This window comes from Xanthomonas campestris pv. campestris str. ATCC 33913 (assembly GCF_000007145.1).
Classification (GTDB): domain Bacteria; phylum Pseudomonadota; class Gammaproteobacteria; order Xanthomonadales; family Xanthomonadaceae; genus Xanthomonas; species Xanthomonas campestris.
On record NC_003902.1, the window covers coordinates 5,042,239 to 5,064,669 of the forward strand.

The 22,431-nt window shown below is 66.7% G+C and carries 15 protein-coding genes, 1 other RNA gene and 1 pseudogene; 4 read left to right on the forward strand and 13 right to left on the reverse strand.

The genetic code is table 11. The features are described from left to right. Window positions 1–79 precede the first annotated feature (79 nt). The 7 genes from XCC_RS21915 to XCC_RS21945 all read right to left on the reverse strand — a co-directional run bounded on the left by XCC_RS21915 (window position 80) and on the right by XCC_RS21945 (window position 11,378). Window positions 80–3,010, reverse strand: coding sequence for a TonB-dependent receptor plug domain-containing protein (locus XCC_RS21915; protein WP_011039283.1), 2,931 nt, complete (start codon window positions 3,008–3,010; stop codon window positions 80–82). A 483-nt stretch (window positions 3,011–3,493) separates the two neighbouring features. Next, window positions 3,494–3,883, reverse strand: a complete 390-nt coding sequence (locus XCC_RS21920) for a DUF2628 domain-containing protein (protein ID WP_011039284.1) — start codon at window positions 3,881–3,883, stop codon at window positions 3,494–3,496. A 107-nt stretch (window positions 3,884–3,990) separates the two neighbouring features. Continuing rightward, window positions 3,991–5,787, reverse strand: coding sequence for a sensor domain-containing diguanylate cyclase (locus XCC_RS21925; RefSeq protein ID WP_016945044.1), 1,797 nt, complete (start codon window positions 5,785–5,787; stop codon window positions 3,991–3,993). Window positions 5,788–5,970: 183 nt separating this feature from the next. After that, complete coding sequence (locus XCC_RS21930; RefSeq protein WP_011039286.1) at window positions 5,971–7,149, reverse strand: sugar diacid recognition domain-containing protein; 1,179 nt, start codon at window positions 7,147–7,149, stop codon at window positions 5,971–5,973. Window positions 7,150–7,199: 50 nt separating this feature from the next. Next, window positions 7,200–8,375, reverse strand: a complete 1,176-nt coding sequence (locus XCC_RS21935; RefSeq protein ID WP_011039287.1) for a glycerate kinase — start codon at window positions 8,373–8,375, stop codon at window positions 7,200–7,202. Window positions 8,376–8,409: 34 nt separating this feature from the next. Continuing rightward, on the reverse strand, window positions 8,410–9,720 hold the full coding sequence (locus XCC_RS21940; protein WP_029217132.1) for an MFS transporter: 1,311 nt from the start codon (window positions 9,718–9,720) through the stop codon (window positions 8,410–8,412). 413 nt (window positions 9,721–10,133) lie between these two features. Next, complete coding sequence (locus XCC_RS21945; protein ID WP_011039289.1) at window positions 10,134–11,378, reverse strand: dipeptidase; 1,245 nt, start codon at window positions 11,376–11,378, stop codon at window positions 10,134–10,136. Window positions 11,379–11,687: 309 nt separating this feature from the next. Between XCC_RS21945 and XCC_RS21950 the strand changes: the two genes are divergently transcribed. Next, complete coding sequence (locus XCC_RS21950; protein WP_011039290.1) at window positions 11,688–13,559, forward strand: Svx/AvrXca family virulence/avirulence protein; 1,872 nt, start codon at window positions 11,688–11,690, stop codon at window positions 13,557–13,559. A 222-nt stretch (window positions 13,560–13,781) separates the two neighbouring features. Here XCC_RS21950 and XCC_RS21955 read toward each other — a convergent pair whose 3' ends face one another. Beyond that, window positions 13,782–14,099 (reverse strand): hypothetical protein, encoded by a 318-nt coding sequence (locus XCC_RS21955; RefSeq protein ID WP_011039291.1) that lies wholly within the window; start codon window positions 14,097–14,099, stop codon window positions 13,782–13,784. Window positions 14,100–14,307: 208 nt separating this feature from the next. Further along, window positions 14,308–15,477, reverse strand: a complete 1,170-nt coding sequence (locus XCC_RS21960) for a class I SAM-dependent rRNA methyltransferase (protein ID WP_011039292.1) — start codon at window positions 15,475–15,477, stop codon at window positions 14,308–14,310. Window positions 15,478–15,740: 263 nt separating this feature from the next. Here XCC_RS21960 and XCC_RS21965 point away from each other — a divergent pair, with 263 nt between their 5' ends. Further along, window positions 15,741–16,697: a TerC family protein gene (locus tag XCC_RS21965; RefSeq protein ID WP_011039293.1), complete on the forward strand. Its 957-nt coding sequence runs from the start codon at window positions 15,741–15,743 to the stop codon at window positions 16,695–16,697. Window positions 16,698–17,298: 601 nt separating this feature from the next. Beyond that, the gene (locus tag XCC_RS21970) at window positions 17,299–18,087 is read left to right on the forward strand and encodes a rhomboid family intramembrane serine protease (protein ID WP_011039294.1); all 789 of its coding nucleotides are present in this window, start codon (window positions 17,299–17,301) and stop codon (window positions 18,085–18,087) included. 128 nt (window positions 18,088–18,215) lie between these two features. Here the strand turns inward: XCC_RS21970 and XCC_RS21975 are convergent. Both XCC_RS21975 and XCC_RS21980 read right to left on the reverse strand, forming a co-directional pair. Continuing rightward, window positions 18,216–18,323: pseudogene (locus XCC_RS21975) on the reverse strand (glycerophosphodiester phosphodiesterase); the annotation flags it as partial. 140 nt (window positions 18,324–18,463) lie between these two features. Further along, entirely contained in the window at window positions 18,464–19,564 is a 1,101-nt protein-coding gene (locus XCC_RS21980) for a glycerophosphodiester phosphodiesterase (protein ID WP_029629091.1), read from the reverse strand. Here XCC_RS21980 and XCC_RS22590 point away from each other — a divergent pair. After that, entirely contained in the window at window positions 19,563–19,691 is a 129-nt protein-coding gene (locus tag XCC_RS22590) for a hypothetical protein (protein ID WP_256328407.1), read from the forward strand. The genes XCC_RS21980 and XCC_RS22590 overlap by 2 nt on opposite strands. A gap of 18 nt (window positions 19,692–19,709) precedes the next feature. On the opposite strand, the gene XCC_RS21985 is transcribed toward XCC_RS22590, so the two are convergent. Both XCC_RS21985 and XCC_RS21990 read right to left on the reverse strand, forming a co-directional pair. Next, window positions 19,710–19,784: non-coding RNA, sX9 sRNA (locus tag XCC_RS21985), on the reverse strand. 174 nt (window positions 19,785–19,958) lie between these two features. After that, window positions 19,959–22,274, reverse strand: coding sequence for a TonB-dependent receptor (locus tag XCC_RS21990; RefSeq protein ID WP_011039296.1), 2,316 nt, complete (start codon window positions 22,272–22,274; stop codon window positions 19,959–19,961). Window positions 22,275–22,431 lie beyond the last annotated feature (157 nt).

Consider the following 22,431-nt stretch of genomic DNA (forward strand, 5'->3'; position numbering starts at 1 on the left):
GAGAGGGCGACGCGGACGTCGCAGGTGGGAAGCGTGCCTGCCACAGCAGGGCGCCGGCAGGCACGCGCGCAACCGCATTCTAGAAATCGAACACGTATTCTGCCGCGATCTCGCGGCCAACCGGGCTGAACAGGCGGCTGTTGTAGAACTCGTAGTCCAGCTTGTACGGGTCCTTGTGGTTGTAGCCGGTGCTGTTGAAGACGTTGTTGATGTACAGGTTGAGCTTCATCGCCGGGGTGATGCGGTAGCCGACATTGACGTTCCAGGTGATCGCCGGGCCTACGCGGCCAAAGTACTTGCGTGTGCTCTGGCCGAAGGTGGGGCTATTGGGATCGGTGTCGGTGCAGTTGGCGCGGTCGTCTGGCACCCCGCCATCGGCAAACGGCACGCAGCCGCCGGGGTTGTCCAGCCGGTCCAGGCCCCAGTGCGAGCGCACGCTGGGCACCGCGCCGACGCGGTCGCCGTAGACGGTGGCGTTCCAGTTGCCATACAGCCAGCTCACGCTGCCGCGCAGCTTGCTGCGGATGTCGCGGTCGCGGCGCTCGGGGTTGGGGTCGGTGCGGTAAGTCTGCTCGCGCATCGAGCGCAGGTTGGTGTAGTCGAGCCCCATCTGGAAATCGCCGAAACCGGTCTTGAGCTGGTAGCGCGCCGACAGGTCGATGCCGCTGACATCGCGCTGGGCCAGGTTGATCGGGCCGCGCTCGATCGCGGTGATCGCGCCGCTGCCATCGCGTTGCACGCGCGCCAGGATCGAGGCGCAGTAGTCGGCGCCGCCCGGGTTGGACCAGGCCTGCCCGGGCGTGATGGTCAGCCCGGTGCGGCAGCCGGCCTCGTCGCGCAGGATGGTGGTTTCGTCGATATCGCGGATTTCTTCGTCCAGGTGGATGCGCCAGTAGTCGGCGGTGAAGGAGAAATTTTCGAACGCATCCCAGACAAAGCCCACCGTCCACGAGTCGCCCAGTTCCGATTCCAGATCCGGAGTGCCGCGGCGGTTGATCGCAAACGGATAGGTCACCGCGGTGTTGTCGCCGGTGCAGTTGTTGGTCTGGTAGGCGCCGCTGGCGATGCAGCGGTATTGGTCCAGCGTGCGCACCTGCGCCGAGCTGGGCTGGCCGAGCAGGTAATGCATGTCCGGGGCACGGAAGCTGGTGGCGTAGCTGCCGCGCAGCAGCAGGCTGTCGATTGGCCGCCATTGCAGGCCAGCACTCCAGGTGGATTCCTTCTGCGTGCCGATATCCAGCAGGTTGGCGTCATCGTTGAACGCCTCGTAGTCGCCATAGCGGTCGTAGCGGCCAGCCAACGTGGCAGTGAGCGTGGTGGTCAGCGGCACGCTGAACTCCAGACCGCCCGAGTAACGGGTGCGCTCGCCACCGCCGCGGTCCACGTTCTGCACTTCGTAATCGAGGTTGGCGCGCGGGTCCGGGTTGAGCCGGTAGCCCTGCTGCGCGGCTTCGACCACCGCGGCAAATTCGATCGGCCCGGCCCAGCCGTCGAACAAGGTGCCGCTCAGGCTCAACGCGCCCTGATTGACCCAGGACGCGGCGCGGTTCACCGAGTGCGCACCGATCTGCGCGTACTGGCCCGGGGTCAGCGGGGTCCACCAGCGCGCGCGGTCCAGGGCGTAGGCCGGCAGGCCGTCCACGGTGCCCAGCTGCGGGCCGAGGAAATAGTCATTGGCACGTTGCCAGTCCACGGTGGAGATACGTTCCTGCACGCGGTAGTACGAGCGGCCCAGCGAGGCATCCCAGTCGAAGCGGCCGTCGGCCAGGGTGCCGCGCAGGCCGGCACTGATGTCCCAGGAGCGCTCGCGGTTGCGGTTGCGCAGGCCGGCCTGGCTGCCGACTTCGTTGGCGGTGAACTGGCGCACGCCAATCAACTGCTGGCCGCTGGTGACGTCGTGGAAGGCCGGGTAATCCAGCCCCGCCGGCAGCTGCACATACGGCGGCGAGGTGCCCCACTGTGCTTCGGAATCGAACACCGCCAGGTTGGTCCAGGCCTGCACGCCGTTGCCGAATTCCCAGGTGCCGTACAGATACCCGGACAGGTCCTTGCTGCCGCTGCGCAGCAGCCAGTCGCCGTAGTCGGCGCTCAGCCCGCACAGCTGGCCGGTGTTGGTGGTGGTGTCGGTATTGCGGTTGTAGAGCAGCCGATCAGCGCGGTAATAGGCGCCGCCAAACTGTTCGCACGCACCCGGTGGCGGCGCCTGGCGGGTGCCGGTGGCGTTGTCGATCAGGGCAATGCCGCTGCTGGGGCGAAACCCCACCCGGCGCTGCTCGGTGGTCCAGGCGCTGTAGGGCGCGTCGCTGGCGTCGTCCATCTGCGGACGGTCGCGGCCGAACAGCGGGTCGCGGCTGGTGTACTGCAGCGCGTAGGTCACGCTCCAGTTGTCGCCGGTGCGCCCGCCGGCCCAGGACACATCCGCGGTATCGCGCCCGCCCTCGGTGGAGGTGCCGCCGCGCATGCGGAACTGGTCGCCGCTGTAGTTCTGCTTGAGGATCACGTTGACCACGCCGGCGATCGCGTCCGAGCCGTAGATCGCCGAGGCACCACCGGTGAGCACTTCCACCCGGTCCACCGCCGCGGCAGGGATGTTGCTGTAGTTGGAGACGTTGCTCTGCCCGTTATAGGGAAGCGGGTAATCGGCCACGCGGCGGCCGTTGACCAGCAGCAGGCTGCGGTTGGGGCCGAGGTTGCGCAGGTTGAGCGGGCTGGCGTTGGGCGTGTGCGAGCCCCAGCTGACATCCGCCTCCACCGTGCCGATCGCCTGGTTCAACGTGCCGAGCATGTCGTAGACGGTGGTGAAGCCCTGGGCGCGGATCTCCTCCGAGCCGATGATCTGCACCGGCGCCGGCCCTTCGGCCTGGACACGCTTGATGCGCGAGCCGGTCACGGTGACGGCGTCGAGTTGTTGCGGATCGGCCTGCTGCGCCAGCGCCGGGAACGGTGACAGCATGGCGAGCAAGAGGGCCTGGGACAGCACACGCGGGCGGTGACAACGGGAATCGGTCATTCAAGCGTCTCGTCGGGGGCGGTGGTGCGACGGAAAGACTTCGTCTTTTCAAACACTTGCGGGGGATAGTGTGCTTTGGACCGATCCAAATCCGGCGCGACGTGTGTCACGGTGTGGCAAAGATTAAGCAAGGCTAAACCGTGGCGCCATACTGCGGCGCAGCAGACCGTACGGACTCAAGCGGAAGGGTGAACCCGGATCTGTTGCGAATTCAGGCAGTTGCCGTGGGCGCAGTGCGGACTGCTGAGGGTACGCAAGCGCCGCTAACGGTTTCGCCCGCTTGTGGTCTCACTAAAAGCAGTCAACTGGCTTGATCGTCCGGCATTAGCGGGTTAAGGCCTGCTTATTCTGCGTTCGAGCAAGCATCGGCTCATGAACTCGCTGCGCAGGCTCAGCAAGCCACAGGCATAAAAAAGCCCGGTCGAGACCGGGCTTGGCAACGCTGCGCAGCGGCGGGAGGGGCCGGCGCGGCCATGCCATGACTTACCAGCGCATGCCTTCGAACGGGTTGAAGCTGGTGCTGCCCTTCACCTTGTCCAGGTAGTAGGCGTAGTTGGCACTCATGCCGGCCAGCAGGGCCAGCGGGATGCTCAAGGCGTTGCCCAGCGAGCCGGGCAGGAACGAGGCAATGATGCCCACCACCAGGCCGATGCCGATCAGGCCCAGCGCCTTGCGCCACAGGCCCAGGATAAAGAAGTAGATGAAGCCGAAGAACAGCGCGTAGAAGTTCATGCCGACCTTGAGCTTCTCGCCGAACGGCAGCGTCTTCAGCGTTTCCTTGTAGGCAGGATCCTTCGGACCGCCATGACGGTCGAAGAAGTCGAAGCGGAACTGCCACTTGGGGCTGAGCTGGGTGCGATCGAAGGTGTCCATTCCGTACCAATATGATTGAAAGCGTTTACATGATAGGCGATCGCGTATTCATGAGCACGCTCTTTCGGCGCCCGGGACATCACCAGGAACAAAGGGGCGCTACGCGGTCAGCGCTGGTCGGTGGGGCTGCTGCCGCGGCGGGAGCGCCGCAGTGCGTACAACGACTTGTCGGCACGGTCGACCACCGCCGCCAGTGCTTCGCCGTCCTGGCGCAGCGCGCTGCCCAGGGTGAAGCGGATCGGCGCATCGTCCGCCGCGTCCAGATAGTCGCGCGCCAGCGCGCTCAGCTGCGCAGGTGTGGGCTGATGCAGCAGCACCAAAAACTCGTCGCCGCCCAGCCGTACCAGGCGGTCCTGGGTGCGCAGCGGCTGGTTGAGGAACCAGGCCATCTGCACCAGCACTTCGTCGCCGCGCTGGTGGCCGTGGGTGTCGTTGACCAGCTTGAACTTGTCCAGGTCCACCACGATGCAGCCCCAGCGCACGCTGGGGTCGCGCTTGTCCAGCTCGTCCAGATAGCGGCGGTTGAAGCAGTTGGTCAGCGGGTCGGTGAAGGACCATTCCAGCAGCTGCTTTTCCTGCTTGTACTGGTTGGTCACGTCCTGCGCATGCGCCAGCACCACGGTGCCATCGGCTTCCACGTCGAGCACGTTGTGGTACTGCCAGTGGCGCAGGCTGCCATCGCCGGCAACCAGCTCGATCACGCCCGAGTCCTGGCCATCGAGCACCATCCGCGACAGATAACCGTGCAAGGCGGCGTGCCGCTCCGGCCGCACCAATTCCACCAGCGCGCGGCCTTCCATGTCCTCCACGCTACGCCCGAGCGAGCGCGCGGCGGCCGGGTTCACGCTGATCAGGCGGCCGTCCATGTCGTGGGTGCAGATCAGCCCCAGGCTGTACTGAAACATCTTGCGGAACTTGCGCTCGCTGGTGGCCAGGGCGTCCATCGCGCGGTGGCGGTCGGTGACGTCCTGGACGGCACCGATCAGGCGCATGCGCCCGTCGGTCATGTCCATCGCACCGGTGCTCTGCACCCATAAGTGGCGGCCGGTACTGCTGATCAGCGGCAGCTCCAGGTCCCATGGCGTGCCGTCGCGTACGCAGGCTTCCACCGCCTCGGTGATCACCGCGCGCGCGTCCAGCGGATAGAACGCGATCGCCTCGCCCAGGCTGGGCCGGTAGCCCGGCGGCAGATCGTGCAGGCGGCAGGTCTGGTCAGACCAGCTCAAGGTGCCGCTGGCCACATCCACTTCCCAACCGCCCACGCCGGCCACCCGCCCGGTGCGCTCCAGGAACGCTTCGCTCTCGCGCAGGCGCTGCTGCAGCTGGGCGTTGGTCTCGGCACGCTCCAGCATCAGGCGGCGCTGCTCCAGGCCCTCGGCCGCCACCCGTGCCAGATGCCGTAGGGCCTCCAGCTGGGCCGGTTGCAGCTGTCGCGGGCGCTGGTCGATCACGCACACCGTGCCCATGCGCAGGCCATCGGAGAGCACGATCGGGGCACCGGCGTAGTAGCGGATGCCGGGTGCGTCGGTGACCAGTTCGTTGCCGCTGAAACGCGGGTCGTCCGACGCATTGGGCACTTCCATCACTGCGTCATCGAGGATGGCATGCGCGCAGAACGCCAGCTCGCGCGGGGTCTGCGACACGCCCGGCAGGCCGACGTTGGCCTTCCACCATTGGCGGTGCTCGTCCACCAGCGACACCAGTGCGATCGGCGTGCCGGCAATGGCCTGCGCGGCGGCGGCCAGGGCGTCGAAGAACGGTTCGGCTTCGCTATCGACCACCCGCAGCAACGCCAGCCGCGCCAGGCGGTCGGTCTCGTTGGCCGCAAGCGGCGCTGCTACGTGGCGCTGTTTCAACGTGGTCGCTCGCCCGATGTCATCCGCGCAGTCTAGCGGAGCAGGCATAACAGCCCGCGCAGCAAATCCGTGCGCTGCCACGCAGATGTGCCGCTGGCCCAGGACGCAACGGCATGTGCGGCTGCATCCGGCAGCAGGGCGCGGCAACCGATGCAGCAGTGCCGCGTGCGCGTGGAACCTGCACGGCGTCGCCCCGCGTCGTGGCACACGCAGTGCCTGGCCTGCGCAGACCTACTGCGCGCCCTCGGGCTCGGCCGCGGCGCTGTCCTGGCGCATCTGCAGCGCCAGATACAGGCGCATGCAATCGTCGGTGACGCCCAGGTTCACCGCACACAGGTCCTGGATGCGCTGCATGCGGTAGTCCAGCGTATTGCGGTGAATGCCCAGCGCCTTGGCGGTAGGCGTCATGCGCATGCCATTGGCGAACCAGCACGACAAGGTCTGCAGCAACTGGCTGCGGCGGTCCTGCGTCAGCAGCGCCTGCAGCGGCTTGCGTAGTTCCTCGGCCTGCCAGGCCTGGCGCAGGTCGTCCACCAGCACCGGCAGGCGGTAGTCGTCGAAGAAGAAGGCATCGGCGCCCGGCGTGCGCGCCTTGCCGATGCGCATGGTGGTGCGCGCGATCTGGTGCGACAGCGCCAGCCCGTTGGGCTGCGGAAAATACTGGCCCAGCGCCAGGCGGATGCGCAGCGGGCTGCTGGCACGCATGCGCTCGAGCAAGGTGTGTGCACGCCGGCGTTGCTCGTCCACATTCCACTGCCCGCGCCGGTCCAGCGCCGGTTTAAGCACCACCAGCTCGTTGAGCGCGGTGGCGGCGATCAGGTTGCCGCGCTCGGGCGTGGACAGCAGCGTATGCAGGCGCTGCAACTCCACCAGCATGGCGTCCAGATCCAGGGTGTCGCTTTCCACTTCGATCACCGCAGCTACGCGCGGCAGATCGAGCGCGATGCCTAGCCGTTCGGCCCAGCCGGCCAGCGCCGGGGTCGGCCCGTCGGTGCGGATCAGCCCCAGCGTGACTTCCTCGCGCAGGCGCGCGTCGCGGGCCAGCAGGCGCAGCAGCCCGGCTTGTTCGAGCATGGCCTCGGCGGCCATGCGCACCAGTTCGGCCTGTTGCCCGATGCGCGCAGGGTCGCCGGTCAGGCCCACGCAGCCGAGCACGCGGCCATCGACGATCAGCGGCAGGTTGACGCCGGGACGTACTGCGTCGAGCTGCTGCGCCAGCGCCGCGTCGATCTCCACCCGCCCCTGCCGCGACAGCACCAGCAGCGCGCCTTCATGCAGCTGGCCGATGCGCGCCGGGTCGCCGCTGGCAACGATCACGCCGGTGTGGTCCATCACGTTGACGTTGCCGTCGATGATGGTCATCGAACGGTCGACGATGGACTGCGCCAGAGTGCGGTCGAGCGTAAGCATCGCCCTATGCTAGGGGAAACCCGGCGCCGGCCGGCGTGCGCGGCGCACCATCAAGACGCGCGCGCCGGGACCGGCAACCCCGGTTGCGCCAGCGCCATGCCCACCTGCAACGCGGCGGCCACGTTCCGCGCGGCGATGCGCACATTGCTGGCCGCCTCGGCCAGGGCCTGCTCCACCGTGCAGGCGCGGTGCACCACCGCAAACATCGCTGCGATGCCGTGCGCATGCAGCAGGCCGGCGCCGTTGCCCAGGCACCCGGCAATGGCAATCACCGGCTTGCCGTGGTGCTGCGCCACCCGCGCCACCCCGACCGGGGTCTTGCCATGCAGGCTCTGGCTGTCGATGCGGCCTTCGCCGGTGAGGACCAGATCCGCCTGCGCAATGGTGGCGTCCAGGCCCAGCGCCTGCGCCACGATCTCCACGCCGGGCCGCAGCTGCGCGCCCAGAAACGCCACCAGCGCAGCGCCCAGCCCGCCGGCCGCGCCGCCACCGGGCAAGCCGTGCAGGCGCAGGCCGAGGTCGCGCTCGAGCAGGTTGGCGTAGTGCTGCAGGTTGGCATCGAGTTGCCGCACCATGGCCGGCGTTGCGCCCTTTTGCGGGCCGAACACCGCCGAGGCGCCGGTCGGGCCGATCAGCGGGTTGTCCACGTCGCAGGCCACTTCGATGTGGCATTCCTGCAGCCGCACGTCCAGGCCATCGGTCTCGATGCGGGCCAGCGCCGCCAGCGCACCGCCGCCCGCGCCGATCGGCTCATTACGCGCATCCAGCAGGCGCGCGCCCAGGGCTTGGGCCATGCCGGCGCCGCCGTCGTTGGTGGCGCTGCCGCCAATCCCGATGATGAAGCGCCGCGCGCCGGCATCCAGCGCGGCCAGGATCAGCTCGCCCACCCCGGCCGTGCTGGCCTGCAGCGGCGCGCGCTGCGCCGGGGGCACCAGCGCCAGGCCGCTGGCAGCGGCCATCTCGATCACCGCGGTGCGGCCATCGCCGGTCAACCCGAAGAACGCCTGCACCGGCGTGCCCAGCGGGCCGCTGACGGTGCAGTCGATCACCCGCCCGCCGGTCGCGGCGACCAGCGCCGCCACCGTGCCCTCGCCGCCGTCGGCCACCGGCACCTTGGTGTAGCTCCAGTCGGGGAACACCTCGCGGAAGCCGGCCTCGATCTGGGTGGCCACCTCCAGCGCGGACAGGCTTTCCTTGTACGAATCGGGCGCGATGACGATTTTCATGACGGAATGGGCTCAACGAAAAGGGGCACGGGCATCACTGGTTCACCGCCCTGGCCGGTACCCGCAGCACCAACGCGGCGCCCAGCACCATGGCCGCGGCCAGCACGTACAGGGCCAGCTCGGTGCTGTGGGTGGTGTCCTTGATCCAGCCCACCAGATAGGGGCTGACGAAGCCGGCAACCTGCCCGGTGGAATTGATCAGCGCCAGCCCACCGGCCGCGGCGGCGGCGGTCAGAAAGCCGTTGGTCAGCGGCCAGAACAGCGGCAGCCCGCTGACCGCGCCCATGGTGGCCAGGGTCATGCCCAGCAAGGCCAGCCACAGGTGGTCGGTGAGCGCGGCGGCCAGGCACAGGCCGGCGGCGCCCATCAGCAGCGGGATCACCAGATGCCAGCGGCGCTCGCGGCGGCGGTCGGCCGAACGCCCCATCAGCACCATGAACACCGCTGCGGCCAGATAGGGAATGGCACTCATCAGTCCGATCCGGGTCGGGTCGGTGACGCCGCTGCCCTGGATGATCGACGGCAGCCAGAAGTTGATCGCATACACCCCGCTCTGGATGCAGAAGTACACCGTGCCCAGCATCCACACCGCCGGGTTGCGCAGCACGGCCGCCAGCGAGGTGGACGCCCCGGCCGGCTTGCCCGCTTCATCGGCGTCCAGCGCGCGGGTCAGCGCCTGCTTCTCGCCCGGGGTCAGCCAGCGGGCCTGCTGCACGCCATCGCTGAGCAGAAACCACACGCCAACGCCCAGCAGCACGGTGGGCAGGCCCTGCAGCAGGAACATCCACTGCCAGCCGGCCAGCCCGCCCTGCCCGGCCGAAAAATGGCTCAGGATCCAGCCCGACAACGGCCCACCCAGCACCCCGGAAATGGGAATGGCCGACATGAAGATGGTCATGACCCGGCCATGCTGCGCGCGCGGGAACCAGCGCGTCAGGTACAGCACGATGCCCGGGAAAAAGCCGGCCTCGGCCGCGCCGGTGAGCAGGCGCAGGGTGTAGAACCCGGCCGGGGTGCGCACGAACATCAGGCCGGTGGAGAGCAGGCCCCAGCTGATCATCATGATCGCCACCCAGCGGCGCGCGCCCAGCCGCTGCAGGATCAGGTTGCTCGGCACCCCGCAGGCCAGGTAGCCGATGAAGAAGGTGCCTGCGCCCAACCCGTACACGGTCTCGCTCATGCCCAGATCGCCCAGCATCTGCAACTTGGCGAAGCCGACGTTGACCCGGTCCAGGTAATTGAACAGGTAGCAGACGAACAGGAACGGGATCAGCCGCAGCAGGATCTTGCGGTAGGTGGCGGCCATGCCGTCAGGCTGCGGCAGGGGCCGGGAGGCTGGGGTCATCGCACGCTCCAACTCAGGGGTCGTCCAGGCGAACCGGACGCCGCAGCGCCCGCACCGCGGAAGGGGTGAACGCATTCTAGTTGGCGCTTTTTCCTGAAATCTTCGGCAGAGCGTTGCCTGTAGTGGCGCCGGCAAATACTGGTTTTTGTGCAAACACCCAAGCGGAGCGCTTCAGCCCCATCAGCCAAGGCAGCCCACCTAGCCAAGCCAGCCGCTGGCCGCCGCGCGCCCGACCGCTGCCAGACAAGCCCAACACCAAACGCGGCGAGCGCTGCCCGCTACCTCAGCACACGGACGCAGGCCCCCCCCCAGCCGAATCACGCCGCAGCCATCACCCCATCCACCCACAAGCCATCCAGCCCCACCGCTCTCCCTGCACAACGCCCTGCCCCCACCGCGCACGACCAACCGCTTCAACGATTCCCCACTCCCGATTCCCGATTCCCAGCCGCATAGGCCTGCGCCTGCTCCATCACCCGCAGCAGATTCCCACCCCAGATGCCGGCGATCTGCGGCTCGCTATAGCCCTTGCGCAGCAGCCAGGCGGTGATGCGCGGCAGGTCGGAGACGTCTTCCAGCCCGACCACGCCACCGCCGCCATCCCAGTCCATGCCGATTCCCACATGCGCGGGCCCGGCGACGGCGAGCACGTGCTCCAGATGCGCGAAGAAATCCTCTTCGGTCGCGCGCTTGACCGGGTAGCGCGCATCCAGCGCCTTGAGCGCTTCACTCAGGGCGGTGCCGTCGGACATCTTCAGATGCTCCCAGCCGCCGTATTGGTCGGCCAGCGCCTTCTCGGCGGCCTTGCGCTCGGGGCTGGCGCCGCTGTCGATGAGATAGCCGCCATACGAATTCACCTGGATCACCCCGCCGTGCGCGGCCAGCACCTTCAGGCGTGCGTCGTCGATGTTGCGCGGGTGGTTGTAGACCGCCCGCGCGCCGCTGTGCGAGAGCACGATCGGCACCGGCGACAGCGCGATCAACTGGTCGAACACCGCATCGGAGGCATGCGATTGATCGATCACGATGCCCAGTGCCTGCTGCACCAGCTGCTTGCCGGCCGGGCTCAGGCCTTTCCACTCGGCCCCTTTCGGGTCGGTGGCCGAATCGGCGAACTCGTTGTTGAGAAAATGCACCGTGCTCATCAGCCGCAGGCCCTGCGCGTAATAAAAGCGCAACAGCGACGGGTCGGCCACCAGCGGGCTGGCGTTTTCCATGCTGATGTACACCACGCGTTTGCCGGCGGCCTTGATGCGGGCGGCATCGGCGGGCGTGGTGGCCAGCGCGAAGCGTTGCGGCTGCGCGGCCAGCAGGTTGTGGATCTTCATCAGCCGCTGCAGGCCGGCGTCGCGGTCATCGAGATGCGCGGCTGCGCTGCGATTGCCTTGCCCGGTATAGACCGCCCAGAAGCCGCCATCGAGCGCGCCTTCGAGCATGCGCGGGTAGTCCACCTGCGACAGCCGATTGCCGGCATGGCCCTGCATCACATCGAAATCGCCGCGCTCCAGATTGGCCGGCGTGTCCAGGTGCGAATCCAGCGTGACCAGTCGCTTTTGCAGTGCGCTGGCGCGGGCCAGCTCGGCATCGGAAAACTCCATCGCGTGTGCCGAGGTGGTGGCGGCCAGCAACAACGACAGATACAGCGTGTGCAGTTTCATGCGGTCTCGCTTGCAGGGGGGGTCACCGGATCATAGCCGCAGGTGTCGGCGCGGCGGGCGCCCGCACTGCGTCATCGGCTGGCCGCCATCGGGCGGGCGCAGCGGTGCAATGTCCACCGGTGCCACAGCACGAACGCCGACCGCGTTGCATAACCGAATAATCCATCTTCAAATCAATTGCAGACCCGCGCGCGCTGCGCACACTTGCGCCGCCGCCACTCCAACGGCCTGCCACCGCCCTCGCTTCGCCACACCGCCTCGGCGTTTGTGCGGTGGCGTGCGCGCCTTCACTCATGCCCGAGCGCCCTCATGCCCAACGCATCGCCTGCATTGCCCCGCCGCCTGCCCGCCCGCCGTCTGCTGGCCGCCGCCCTGATCGCCACCGGGCTGCTGGGTGCCGCCTCCACCGCCAGTGCGGCCTGCACGGCCGGTCCCTGGACTGCGCGCGCCAACGAAGCCGGCATGCCACCGGTGCGTTATGAAACCACGCACTTTGCGTTCCGCTGGAATGGCGACGGCGTGTCCAGCGCCGACGTCCGCGCGGCTGGCGAGCACCTGGAGATGGTCTGGGACACCTTCATCAATCGCCTGCAATTTCCCGAGCCGGCCTGCAACAGCACCACCAAGACCAAGGCCAGCATCCACCTGGATCCGGGCTTCGGGCTGAGCGGCGGGGTCACCGGCAGCGGCAACATGGGCATGTGGATGGCACCGGGCGGCCTGCGCGATCACTGGGGCCTGGCACACGAACTCACGCACGCACTGCAGGGGCAGACGCAAAGCCTGCGCGACTCCGACTACACCGGCTGGATCTGGGAATCGCACGCCAACTGGATGACCCACCAGCTACCGGAATTCCACGCCAGCGACGTGCATTGCTCCAGCATGCTGGTGAACTACCCGCACCTGTATCTGGGCTCCACCCGCGACCGCTACTGCAACTGGCAGTTCCTGGAATACCTCAAGAACCGCTACGGATACGCCATCGTCAACGACCTGTGGGCCAAGGCGCCCAAGCCGGGCGATCCGGCGCAACGCAGTGCCGACCCGTTTTCGGTACTCCGCACCAACATGGGCTGGACGCAGGCGCAGTTGAACGATGTGTTCGGCGACTGGGCGCTGCGCAACGTCAACTGGGACTACACCAACCCCGATGGCAGCGATCAGGGCGCGCTGTACCGCGCGCGCTACGGCAGCAACCTGGCGTTCGATCCGCAACGCACCCAGGACTGGGACAACCGCGACCGCGCGCTGCGCATGACCGTGCTCGACCCGGTCGCCGGCCAGGCCAACCGCTACCGCGTGCCGTTCGAATGGGCGCCACAGCGCTGGGGCTACAACCTGGTGCAGTTGATCCCCGCTGCCGGCGCCACCAGCATCGGCGTGAGCTTCGAAGGCCAGGTGCAGACTGCGCCCGCGGTCACCGCATTGCCCGGCCTGGTGACCGACCCGGCCAGTATTCCGACGCCGGATTCGGACTGGCGCTGGGGCGTGGTCAGCATCGACAGCAGCGGCCGCGCGCGCTACAGCGCCCTGCAGCGCGGCGCCAAAGCCAGCGTCACCGTGGCCCTGCGCAGCGGCGACCGCGCGGTGTACCTGATGGTGATGGGCGCGCCCACCAACATGCACAAGATCAAGTGGGACCAGTCCTACTACGCGATCTATCGCTACCCGTGGAGCGTGACCCTGAGCAACGCCGCTGCGGCCGGCAGCCAGCCCGGCGCGCCCACGCCCACGCCGGTGGGCCGCCGGCATGCCAACGGCGGTGGCTGGGTGGCCAACACCGCCAATGTCGCCTCCACCGCCTATGTGGGCCCGTTCGCGCGCGTGCTGGCCGGCAACGTGCTGGGCAATGCGCGCATCGACGGCCACGCCACGGTGATGGGCGGCACCGTGCAGGGCAACGCCGTGCTCGGCGGGCTGACCGTATGGCACCCCGGCGCGGTGATCGGCAACACCGCGCAGGCCCAGACCGTGTTCATGGGCCCGGGCGCCTTCGGTGCGGTCGCCGTGGCCGGCACCACCCAGGTGCGTGGCGATCTGGAACTGCGCGAAGGCACCACACCTAGCCAGGGCGTGTTCTACGGCTATGCCGACACCGAGACGATGCGCAACCCTGAGTTCGGTGCAGACCTGCGCCAGGCGGTGCCGGAGATCACTGCGCGGCCGGCGGGCTGGTAATCAAGCTGTCGCGCTGAGCGTTGTCTGCCCCGCAGACAGCGCGCGCGGGCCAGGGAGGCCGTGCGTGCGGTGCTGGCGCGATCACGACTGTGGATCGCGCAGCACGCGTGTCTTTGTTGCGCGTGCGGTGACACGCGTGAGTAGCCAGGCAACGCGCGCATCGGACACCCATCGCGTGCCGATCAACAGCCTGCGCTCACACTGCCGCGCGCACCGGCCCGCTCAATCGTCGAGTTCGGCCAGCCGTGCACGCACGCTGTCGGCATCGATGTGGTCGCGCAGGTGCGGCCACTGCCGTGCCCACACCGACAGGAACACGATCCAGGCGCCAAACACGCCCAGGCAGGTCGAACCCAGCGCCAGGATCAGCGGATGCAGCGGCGACTGCACGCCGGTCTTGAACAGATACATGAAGGCTCCGGCGAACAGCAGCCACACACCGAACACCGGCCAATTGCTGGCCAGCAGGCTGGTGTTGGGGCGCTCGATCTGCCGCAACAACCGGCGCAGCGCCTTGCGTTCGTCGTCGTGGGTGGTCATCGCCAGGCCTCTGCTGCGGGATGTGGAGGGCGGCAACCCACTGGCTGCCAGGCGCGCGGTGATGGGCGCACGTGCAGCGCGGTCCGTGTAGCCATGTGCCCCGTGCATGGTGCCAGGGCATGGCGCGGGCATCACGCCTCGATCGTACTGCGGCCCGCGTCATCGCCCCCGCCGATACCCACGGCACCGGCAAGGAGCAAGGACGTTGTCAGTCGACCACGCGGCAGAACACCGCCTTGAGATAACGCGATTCCTGCACGTGCGCCATGAACGGATGGTCCGGGCCGGCACCGGCGACTTTCAGGATCTGGATGGTGCGCCCGGAGAAATACGAAGCGCGCCGCAGCATGTCCAGAAACTCCTGCTCAGCCACCAGGCCGGTGCACGAGAAGGTCGCAAACAGGCCACCCGGCTTGACCACGCCCAGCGCCAGCTTGTTCATGTCCAGATACTTCTTCAGCGCCGGAATCACCTGCTCGCGGTCGCGGGTCATCTTGGCCGGGTCCAGGATCACCACGTCGTATTTCTCGCCGCGGTTGGCCGCATCGCGCAGCCACGGAAAGATGTCGGCCTGCACGAACTTCGGGCGCACGTTGTTGAGCTTGGCGTTGCCCTTGGCAATGGCGATCACGTCTTCGTCGATGTCCACGCCCAGCACCTCGGTGGCGCCGCGCGCAGCCGCATACACCGCAAACCCGCCGGTGTTGCAGCACAGGTCCAGCACGGTCTTGTCCTTGACCTGCTCGCTCAGCCACTGGCGGTTCTCGCGCTGGTCGGCAAAGAAACCGGTCTTGTGCGCACCGGCCGGGTCGGCACGGAACTTGATGCCGTACTCGGTGATCACCGACGCTTCGGTGGTGGTGTTGCTGTGGAAATCGAAGCTTTCCTGCTTTTGCACATGCTCATCGGCAAAGCTGTGGAAACGGCAGCCCGGGAACTGCTCGCGCAAGGCCTCGTAGATCCACTCGCGGTGGCGGAACATGCCGGCGGCGAAGAATTCCACCACCACCAGGTCGCCATAGCGGTCCACCACCAGCCCGGACAGGCCATCGCCTTCGCTATGCACCACGCGCCAGGCATCGGACACGCCATCGAGCTGCAGCCAGTCGCGGCGCAGGCTCACCGCCGCGGCGATCTTGCGCGAGAACCAGCCCGCATCCACCGGCACCGACTGGTCGGTTTCCAGGATGCGCACGGCAATACGCGAATGGCCGTTGTAGAAGCCGCGGCCGATCCATTCCCCGTCCACGCCGACCACATCGACGATGGTGCCGGGCTTGGGCTTGGCGGCGGGCTTTTCCACCAGCTTCTGGAAGATCCACGGGTGGCTGGAGCGCCACGCATTCTTGAGTCGGACGACGGGGACAGGAGTATTCATTCACCTATTGTATCCGGCTGGATTGACGCGCCCGCCCCCGGCCCGCAGAATCGGCCGCAGAAGGGGAGTAGCTCCCAGCGTTGTCGCCGTCATTACGAGCCCTGCCTGTCAGGCGCTCCGGTGCAACGGCAACCGGCCCGGCCGGTTGCGAGCGAGACCTTCGCCGCGCAGGCGAAGGTCCGTCACCCGGAATCCACGATTTCCGTGTCACAAGGCCTCAGCCCTACCGGCTGTCCAGGTCGTTTTCACTTTTCGGGATTCTTATGCAAACCATTGGCAATGTCTGGTTATGGGGTGGCTTCGCGGTCGTGGTGATCGCGGCGCTGATGATCGATCTGGTGCTGATGCGCCACGGCGGTGCCCACAAGGTCACCTTCAAGGAAGCCACCTGGTGGAGCATCGGCTGGGTGCTGCTGGCGCTGGCCTTCAATGCCGGGCTGTGGTGGTACCTGCAAGGCAGCGTGGGCGATGCGCAGGCCGACCAGATCGGGCTGCAGTTCCTCACCGGCTACCTGGTGGAAAAATCCCTGGCAGTCGACAACATCTTCGTGTTCCTGATGGTCATGACCTACTTCGGCGTGCCCGAGGAACAGCGCCAGCGCGTGCTGATCATCGGCGTGCTCGGCGCGATCGTGCTGCGCGCGATCATGATTTTCGCCGGCTCGATGTTGCTGGCCAAGTTCCATTGGCTGCTGTACGTGTTCGGCGCATTCCTGCTGCTGACCGGCATCAAGATGTGGTTCTCCGCCGGCAAGGAGCCGGACCTGGAAGCCAACCCGGTGCTGCGCTGGATGCGTGGCCACCTGCGCCTGAGCCCGCAGTACCACGGCAACCTGCTGAGCGTGATCAAGGATGGCAAGCGCTGGTTCACCCCGCTGTTCGTGGTGTTGATCCTGATCGCGGTGATCGATGTGATCTTCGCGGTGGACAGCATCCCGGCGATCTTCGCGATCACCACCGACCCGTTCATCGTGCTGACCTCCAACGTGTTCGCGGTGCTGGGCCTGCGCGCGATGTTCTTCCTGCTGGCCGGCATGGCCGACCGCTTCCACCTGCTGCCGTACGGGCTGGCGGTGATCCTGGTGTTCATCGGCACCAAGATGATGATCATCGATCTCTACAAGATCCCGGTGCTGGTCTCGCTGGCCGTGGTGGTCGCCATCCTGGTCGCCACCATCGTGCTGAGCCTGCTGCGCCCGGCGAAGCCGGCTGGGCACTGAGGGGCTGGGATTGGGGGATTGGGGATTCGTGAAGGGCAGCGCCGCGTGTGCTGCTCGTCTCTGGCGCACCGACCATCTTGAGGGGTCCCTGCCCGCCCACCATCGCGGGCCCTGACGCGGTATGGATGCCGCGTCAGCGCTTACAGGGATGTACTTGCGGCGTGTCGCGACGGTGGGCGGGCAAGGGCGCTGCAGCCAAGCGACAGATCAACAATCAGAAGCTAGGTGAGTCGAGGGCGCGGTGCCCTCACCGCTCGCGGGACACGCCGTGAACCCGTCCCGCAAGCGGCGAGGACACCACACCAGACAGTTTGTAGGTGGCTTTGTTGAAAACATGCACACCGACCAGCTCCGACTGGTCCTTGCCCGCCCACCGTCGCGGGACCTTACGCGGCAGGGATGCCGCGTAAGCGCTTTACAAGGATGTACTTGCAGCGTGTCCCGCGATGATGGGCGGGCAAGGGCCCTGCAGCCAAGCCGCAGATCGTCCAGGGTGATGCGCCAACGATCGGCGCCGGGAGTGGATTATCCCGTCGCCGGGCCTGCTTATCCCGAGCCGCATAGGCTTGTAAAAAACCCGTGCGACGCCATCCGTGAAGGCATGACCTCGCATCCTGTTGCCATCGCCGACGCCCCCACGCAAGACCGCCTGGATCGCTCCCGGGTCTTGCGTGCCTTCAACCTCAGCCTCGCTGCCGTGCTGCTGCTGGTGGCCGTGTTCACCGCCCAGGGCATGTTCGACTGGCGTGCGTGGGCGGTGGCGCCACTGCAGGCCGACGGGCTCATCGGCATCCTCACCGCGCCACTGTTGCACGGCTCACTCGCCCATCTGGGCGCCAATGCGGCCGCACTGCTGATCCTGGGCACCCTCGCCGGCAGCGTGTATCCGCGTGCCACCGCGATGGCGTTGCCGCTGCTGTGGCTGGGCTCGGGCCTGGGTGCATGGCTGCTGGGCGACCCCGGCAGCCGCCACCTGGGGGCGAGCGGTGTCACCCACGGGCTGATGTTCCTGGTGTTCGTGCTGGGCCTGCTGCGCCGCGACCGCCCGGCGATCGCCACCAGCATGATCGCGTTCCTGTTCTACGGCGGCATGCTGATGACCATCCTGCCGCACGAAGCCGGCGTGTCCTGGCAATCGCATCTGGGCGGCGCGGTGGCCGGCCTGATTGCCGCGCTGCTGCTGCGCCTTCGCGACCCGCAACAGGCCAAGCCGCGCTACAGCTGGGACGACGAGGACGAAGACGCCGCCTGGGAGGTCAGCAACCCCGAGCACGCCATGCTGGAACCGCCGCCGCCGCGTCAGGTGCCGGTGCTGTGGCAACGCCAGGACGACGGCTCGGAAAACGTGGTGCTGCATTTCCCGCCACGCGAACGCCCGCCGGGCACGTAGTGCGCGTTCTGCAGGCGACTAACCAAGTAATCAGTGCTGTGCCGCGTTTGTAGGAGCGCGCTTGCGCGCGATGAAGCGTCACCGGTAACGCCCCATCGCGCGCAAGCGCGCTCCTACGTATGCGTTGCTTACCGCGGTGTTTTCCCGCTCAATGCACGCCGCGCCAGGCCCGGGTCGTCGGCGAAAAACGCATCGATGCCGGTGTCCAGATAGCGCTTCAATTGCGCCAGTGCACCAGGCACGTAACACCATTCTTCAAACAAGCCACCGACCAATCCACGTCGCCGCCCGCCTCACGTAGGAGCGCGCTTGCGCGCGATGAAGCGTCACCGGTAATGCCCCGTCGCGCGCAAGCGCGCTCCTACGTATGCGTTGCTTACCGCGGTGTTTTCCCGCTCAATGCACGCCGCGCCAGGCCCGGGTCATCGGCGAAAAACGCATCGATGCCGGTGTCTAGATAGCGCTTCAATTCCGCCAGCGCACCCGCTTCGTTACGTTCGGTCGGCGCACCGCCACTGCGGTTGTCGGCGGCGAGAAAATAGTTTTCCGGACGAAAGGTGTACGGCTGCACCTGCAATCCCGCCGCATGCGCATCGCGCACCAGGCTGGTCGGTTGACCCAGGCGCTGCTGCGCATCCAGCGGAATGATCGCGCGGATGTCCGGGCCGATCGCGTCGGCGTAGGTGGCAACCTGCGTGAGCCCCGCAGGCGTCCTCAGTTGCGCATAGGTGGCTGGCGCAGCGCCCTTGCCCGCATCGGGCAGCGCCATCTGCGCACCACTGAGCAATTGCAGCAGCCGGATGTTGCTCTGCCGCCCGATCCTGCCGCGCAGATAGCGCAGGTTGGTGGTCTCGAACGACTGGATCACCACCGGCGCCGTGCGCGTATACGCGTGCGCTTGCAGGGTGGCCAGCACCTTGTCTTCCATCGCCAGGCCCAGGCCGCTGAAATAGCTCGGGTGCTTGATCTCAGGAATCAGCCCAATCGTGCGCCCGGTGGCGGCCGACTCTGCCGCAACGAAGTCGATGATCTCGTCCAGCGTCACGATCTGAAAATGGCCATCCCACTGCGTGCCACGCAATTGCGGCAACCGCTCACGCGCGCGCAGGGTCTTCAACTCGGCCAGGGTGAAGTCTTCGGTGAACCAGCCTTCCAGCGCCTGGCCATCGATGGTCTTGCGCGTCTTGCGCGCGGCAAACTCCGGATGGCTGGCCACATCGGTGGTGCCGCCGATCTCGTTCTCATGGCGCGCTACCAGCACGCCATCCTTGGTCGACACCAGATCCGGCTCGACGAAATCAGCGCCATCGACGATAGCCTTGGCGTAGGACGCCAAGGTATGTTCCGGGCGCAATGCGCTGGCACCGCGGTGCGCGAAGATCTGCACCGTCTTGGCCAGCGGCGCTTCTGCCAGTGCAGGGCTGCTCATGACGGCCATCATCGCTCCCAAGACTAGAACACGGTGGAACTGCATCATGCCTTTCTCCAACGAAAAAGTAGCCATCAAACCAAAGCATGATCGCCAGGCGAACGCGGCCGATTGGTGGTGCGGCATGTACTACACGTACACCCCCGCTTTCTCCGCATCGTTCGTACACGCCTGACAACCACGCGCTAAGAGCGGCTAACAAAACGTAGCGAGCAGTCGTCAGGTGGGTGCGGACGGCGCGGAGGAACCGGAGTGTACGGGGGTACATGAGAATTCCGAGCACCGGCCGCGCCCGCCTGGCGGCTGCGCAGTCGTTTTGATAGCTGCTCTTACGTCTTGTCAGCCACTCTAAAACTAACAGCGTCCATCAGCATCGGAAATCCGTAAACAGCAGCAAGACCCGCCGTTACGAATCCCCAATCCCGATTCCCCAATCCCTAACTCAGAACTTGGCATCCAACGTCAAGAACACCTGCCGCGGTGCACTGGCGTGGAATGCCAGCTGGCGGCCATTCGGATCGCTGTTGGCGAACGCGGTGAGGTTGGAGGCGTAGCGTTTGTCGGTGAGGTTGGTCACGTTGAGCGAGAGCTTCAACGACTGCAGCATGCTGACCTGACCAAACTCATAGCCGGCGCCGGCATCGAACGAGGTGTAACCGCCAAAGCCCTGATCATTGGTGTAGGTGTAGAAGCGCTCACCGGTGTACTTGCCACGCAGGTTGACATTCCAGCCAGCGTAGTTGAAGGCGATTTCGCTGGCGAGCATGCGCTTGGGCGTATCCACCGTGGTCTTGCCGGCAGTGGCAATGGTCACCCCGTTCTGCACGTAGTTGTCGTCGTAGGTGGAGCGGTTGATCGAGGCCGAGTTGTACCACTGCAGGTAGCTGGTGGGCTTCCAGATCACCGTCAGTTCGCCACCGCGGCTGCTCACCGACCCCACGTTGAAGAAGCGCGTGGTGCAGGCCGGCGTGGTGCCCTGCTGGATGCTGGCGCAGGGGTTGAGCGAGAGCAGGCGGTTGTCGAAGGTGACGTCGTAGCCGACCAGCGAGGCTTCGAAGCGGTCACGCACGAAGCGGTAGCCGGCTTCCAGGGTGCGCGACTTTTCCGGCTCCAGCGCGCCCACGCTGGCATCGAACGAGGCCTGCGTCACCAGCAATGGGCCACCGGCGCCGCCGCCCTGGAATGCGGCGATGTTTTCCGCGTACGAGGCGAACACTTCCTGCCCTTCGGCCAGGCGATATCCCAACCCGATCTGCGGCAGCACCGACTCGCTGGCCTTGATCGAGCCGGTGGCCACCGGCGCTTCCACTGCGATGCCCGGCGTCTCGCGCGCGGTCATTTCGGTGCTCGGGCTCTTGATGCCCAGATCCACGCTCAGGCGGTCGTCGAGAAACTTGAAGTTGCCCTGCACGTAGAACTGCCGCGTGGTGATGATGTAGTTCTGCGAGAACAGCCGGCGGTCGGGATCCTGCAGGAACTTGTCATCGCTGACCGGCCCATCGATCCAGTAGAAATTGCGCTCCACATCGTGGTGGTTGCGCTCGTACCACAGCCCGGCTTCCAGATGATGCGGGCCCAGATCCCAACCGAGTGAGGCGATACCGCCAGTGCGATTGATCCAGTAGTTGGTGCTGCGGATCGAGATCGGCAGTGCCTGCGGCGTACCCGGGTTGGACGCTTGACCCGGTGACCACCAATGCCCCTGGCCCTTGTTTTCATGGTGATACACCTGCGTGTGCAGGCTGATGGCATCGTTGGGCTGGAAGTCGCCGGCCACGTAGAACAGGTCGTCGTCGCGCAGCGCGCGGCTCTGGTAATACGCATCGTCCACGTTATCCACGCCACCACTGAAGCTGCAGCGCGCCGCATTGCGCGTGGCCGGCGCGCAGTACGCCGCCGCCAACGCACGGTTCCAGTCCGGTGCGTACAAATTCCAATCCCAGCCCAGACCACGCGCCATGCCACTCTTGGACAGGTAGGAATAATCGGCTTGCGAGGTGCGCGAGGTATCGGCAAATGCGGTCAGCTTGCCGCCGTCGAACTGATACACGCCCTTGGCATTGAACTGGCGGGTGGTGGTCGGCGACTCGGGGCGCGCCCACATGTCGGCTTCGGCATTGATGCCGGACACATACGCCGAGAACCCGTTGTAGTCGCCGGTATCAATACGCAGGAAGGTGCGGCGGTTGGCATCGGAGCCCACCGTCTGCGACAGCTGGCCGCCAAATACGCTGGACGGATCGGCCGAGTAGTACTGGATGGTGCCGCCGAGGTTGCTGGTCGAGGCAGTACCGAGCGCACCGATACCCGAAGCCAGCTCCACGCCGCCAAAATTCTCGGCGATCAGCGCGCGGCTGATGTTGAGGCCGTTGTAGTTGCCGTACGCGTTATCGCCCAGCGGCAACCCATCGAGCGTGTAGCCCAGACGCGTGCCGTTGAAGCCACGCAGGCTGATCGTCTGCGACTCTTCGTTCGCGCCGAAGGCATCGTTGGACTGCACGTTGACGCCCGGCATGCGGTTGAGCAGCTTCTGGATGCTGGTGCCCGGCGGCAGCACCGGAATGTCCTGCTGGGTGATGCGCTGCACCTGACGGGTTTCGCCCTGACCGATCACCGACACCGCATCGAGTTGCTGCACGGTTCCCGTGGCGGCAGACGCGTCGGCACCTGCCTCGGCGGGCGTATCGGCGGCGCGCACGGCCGGTGACAGCACGAGCGCGGTAAGAACAGCGGCACTGAGGAGATGGGTCTTGGGCATGAGCGGCGTGGGGGAAGAGTCAAAAGATGGCGGCAAGCGTGCGACAGCTGTCTTGCGCCGATGCGACTGCCGCATGACAGTGCGGCGACAGTCGCTGCGTTGCGCGCGCCGTCACTGCGTGGCGCCGGCATGCAGCTGTCATCTGCGCGTCGTAATG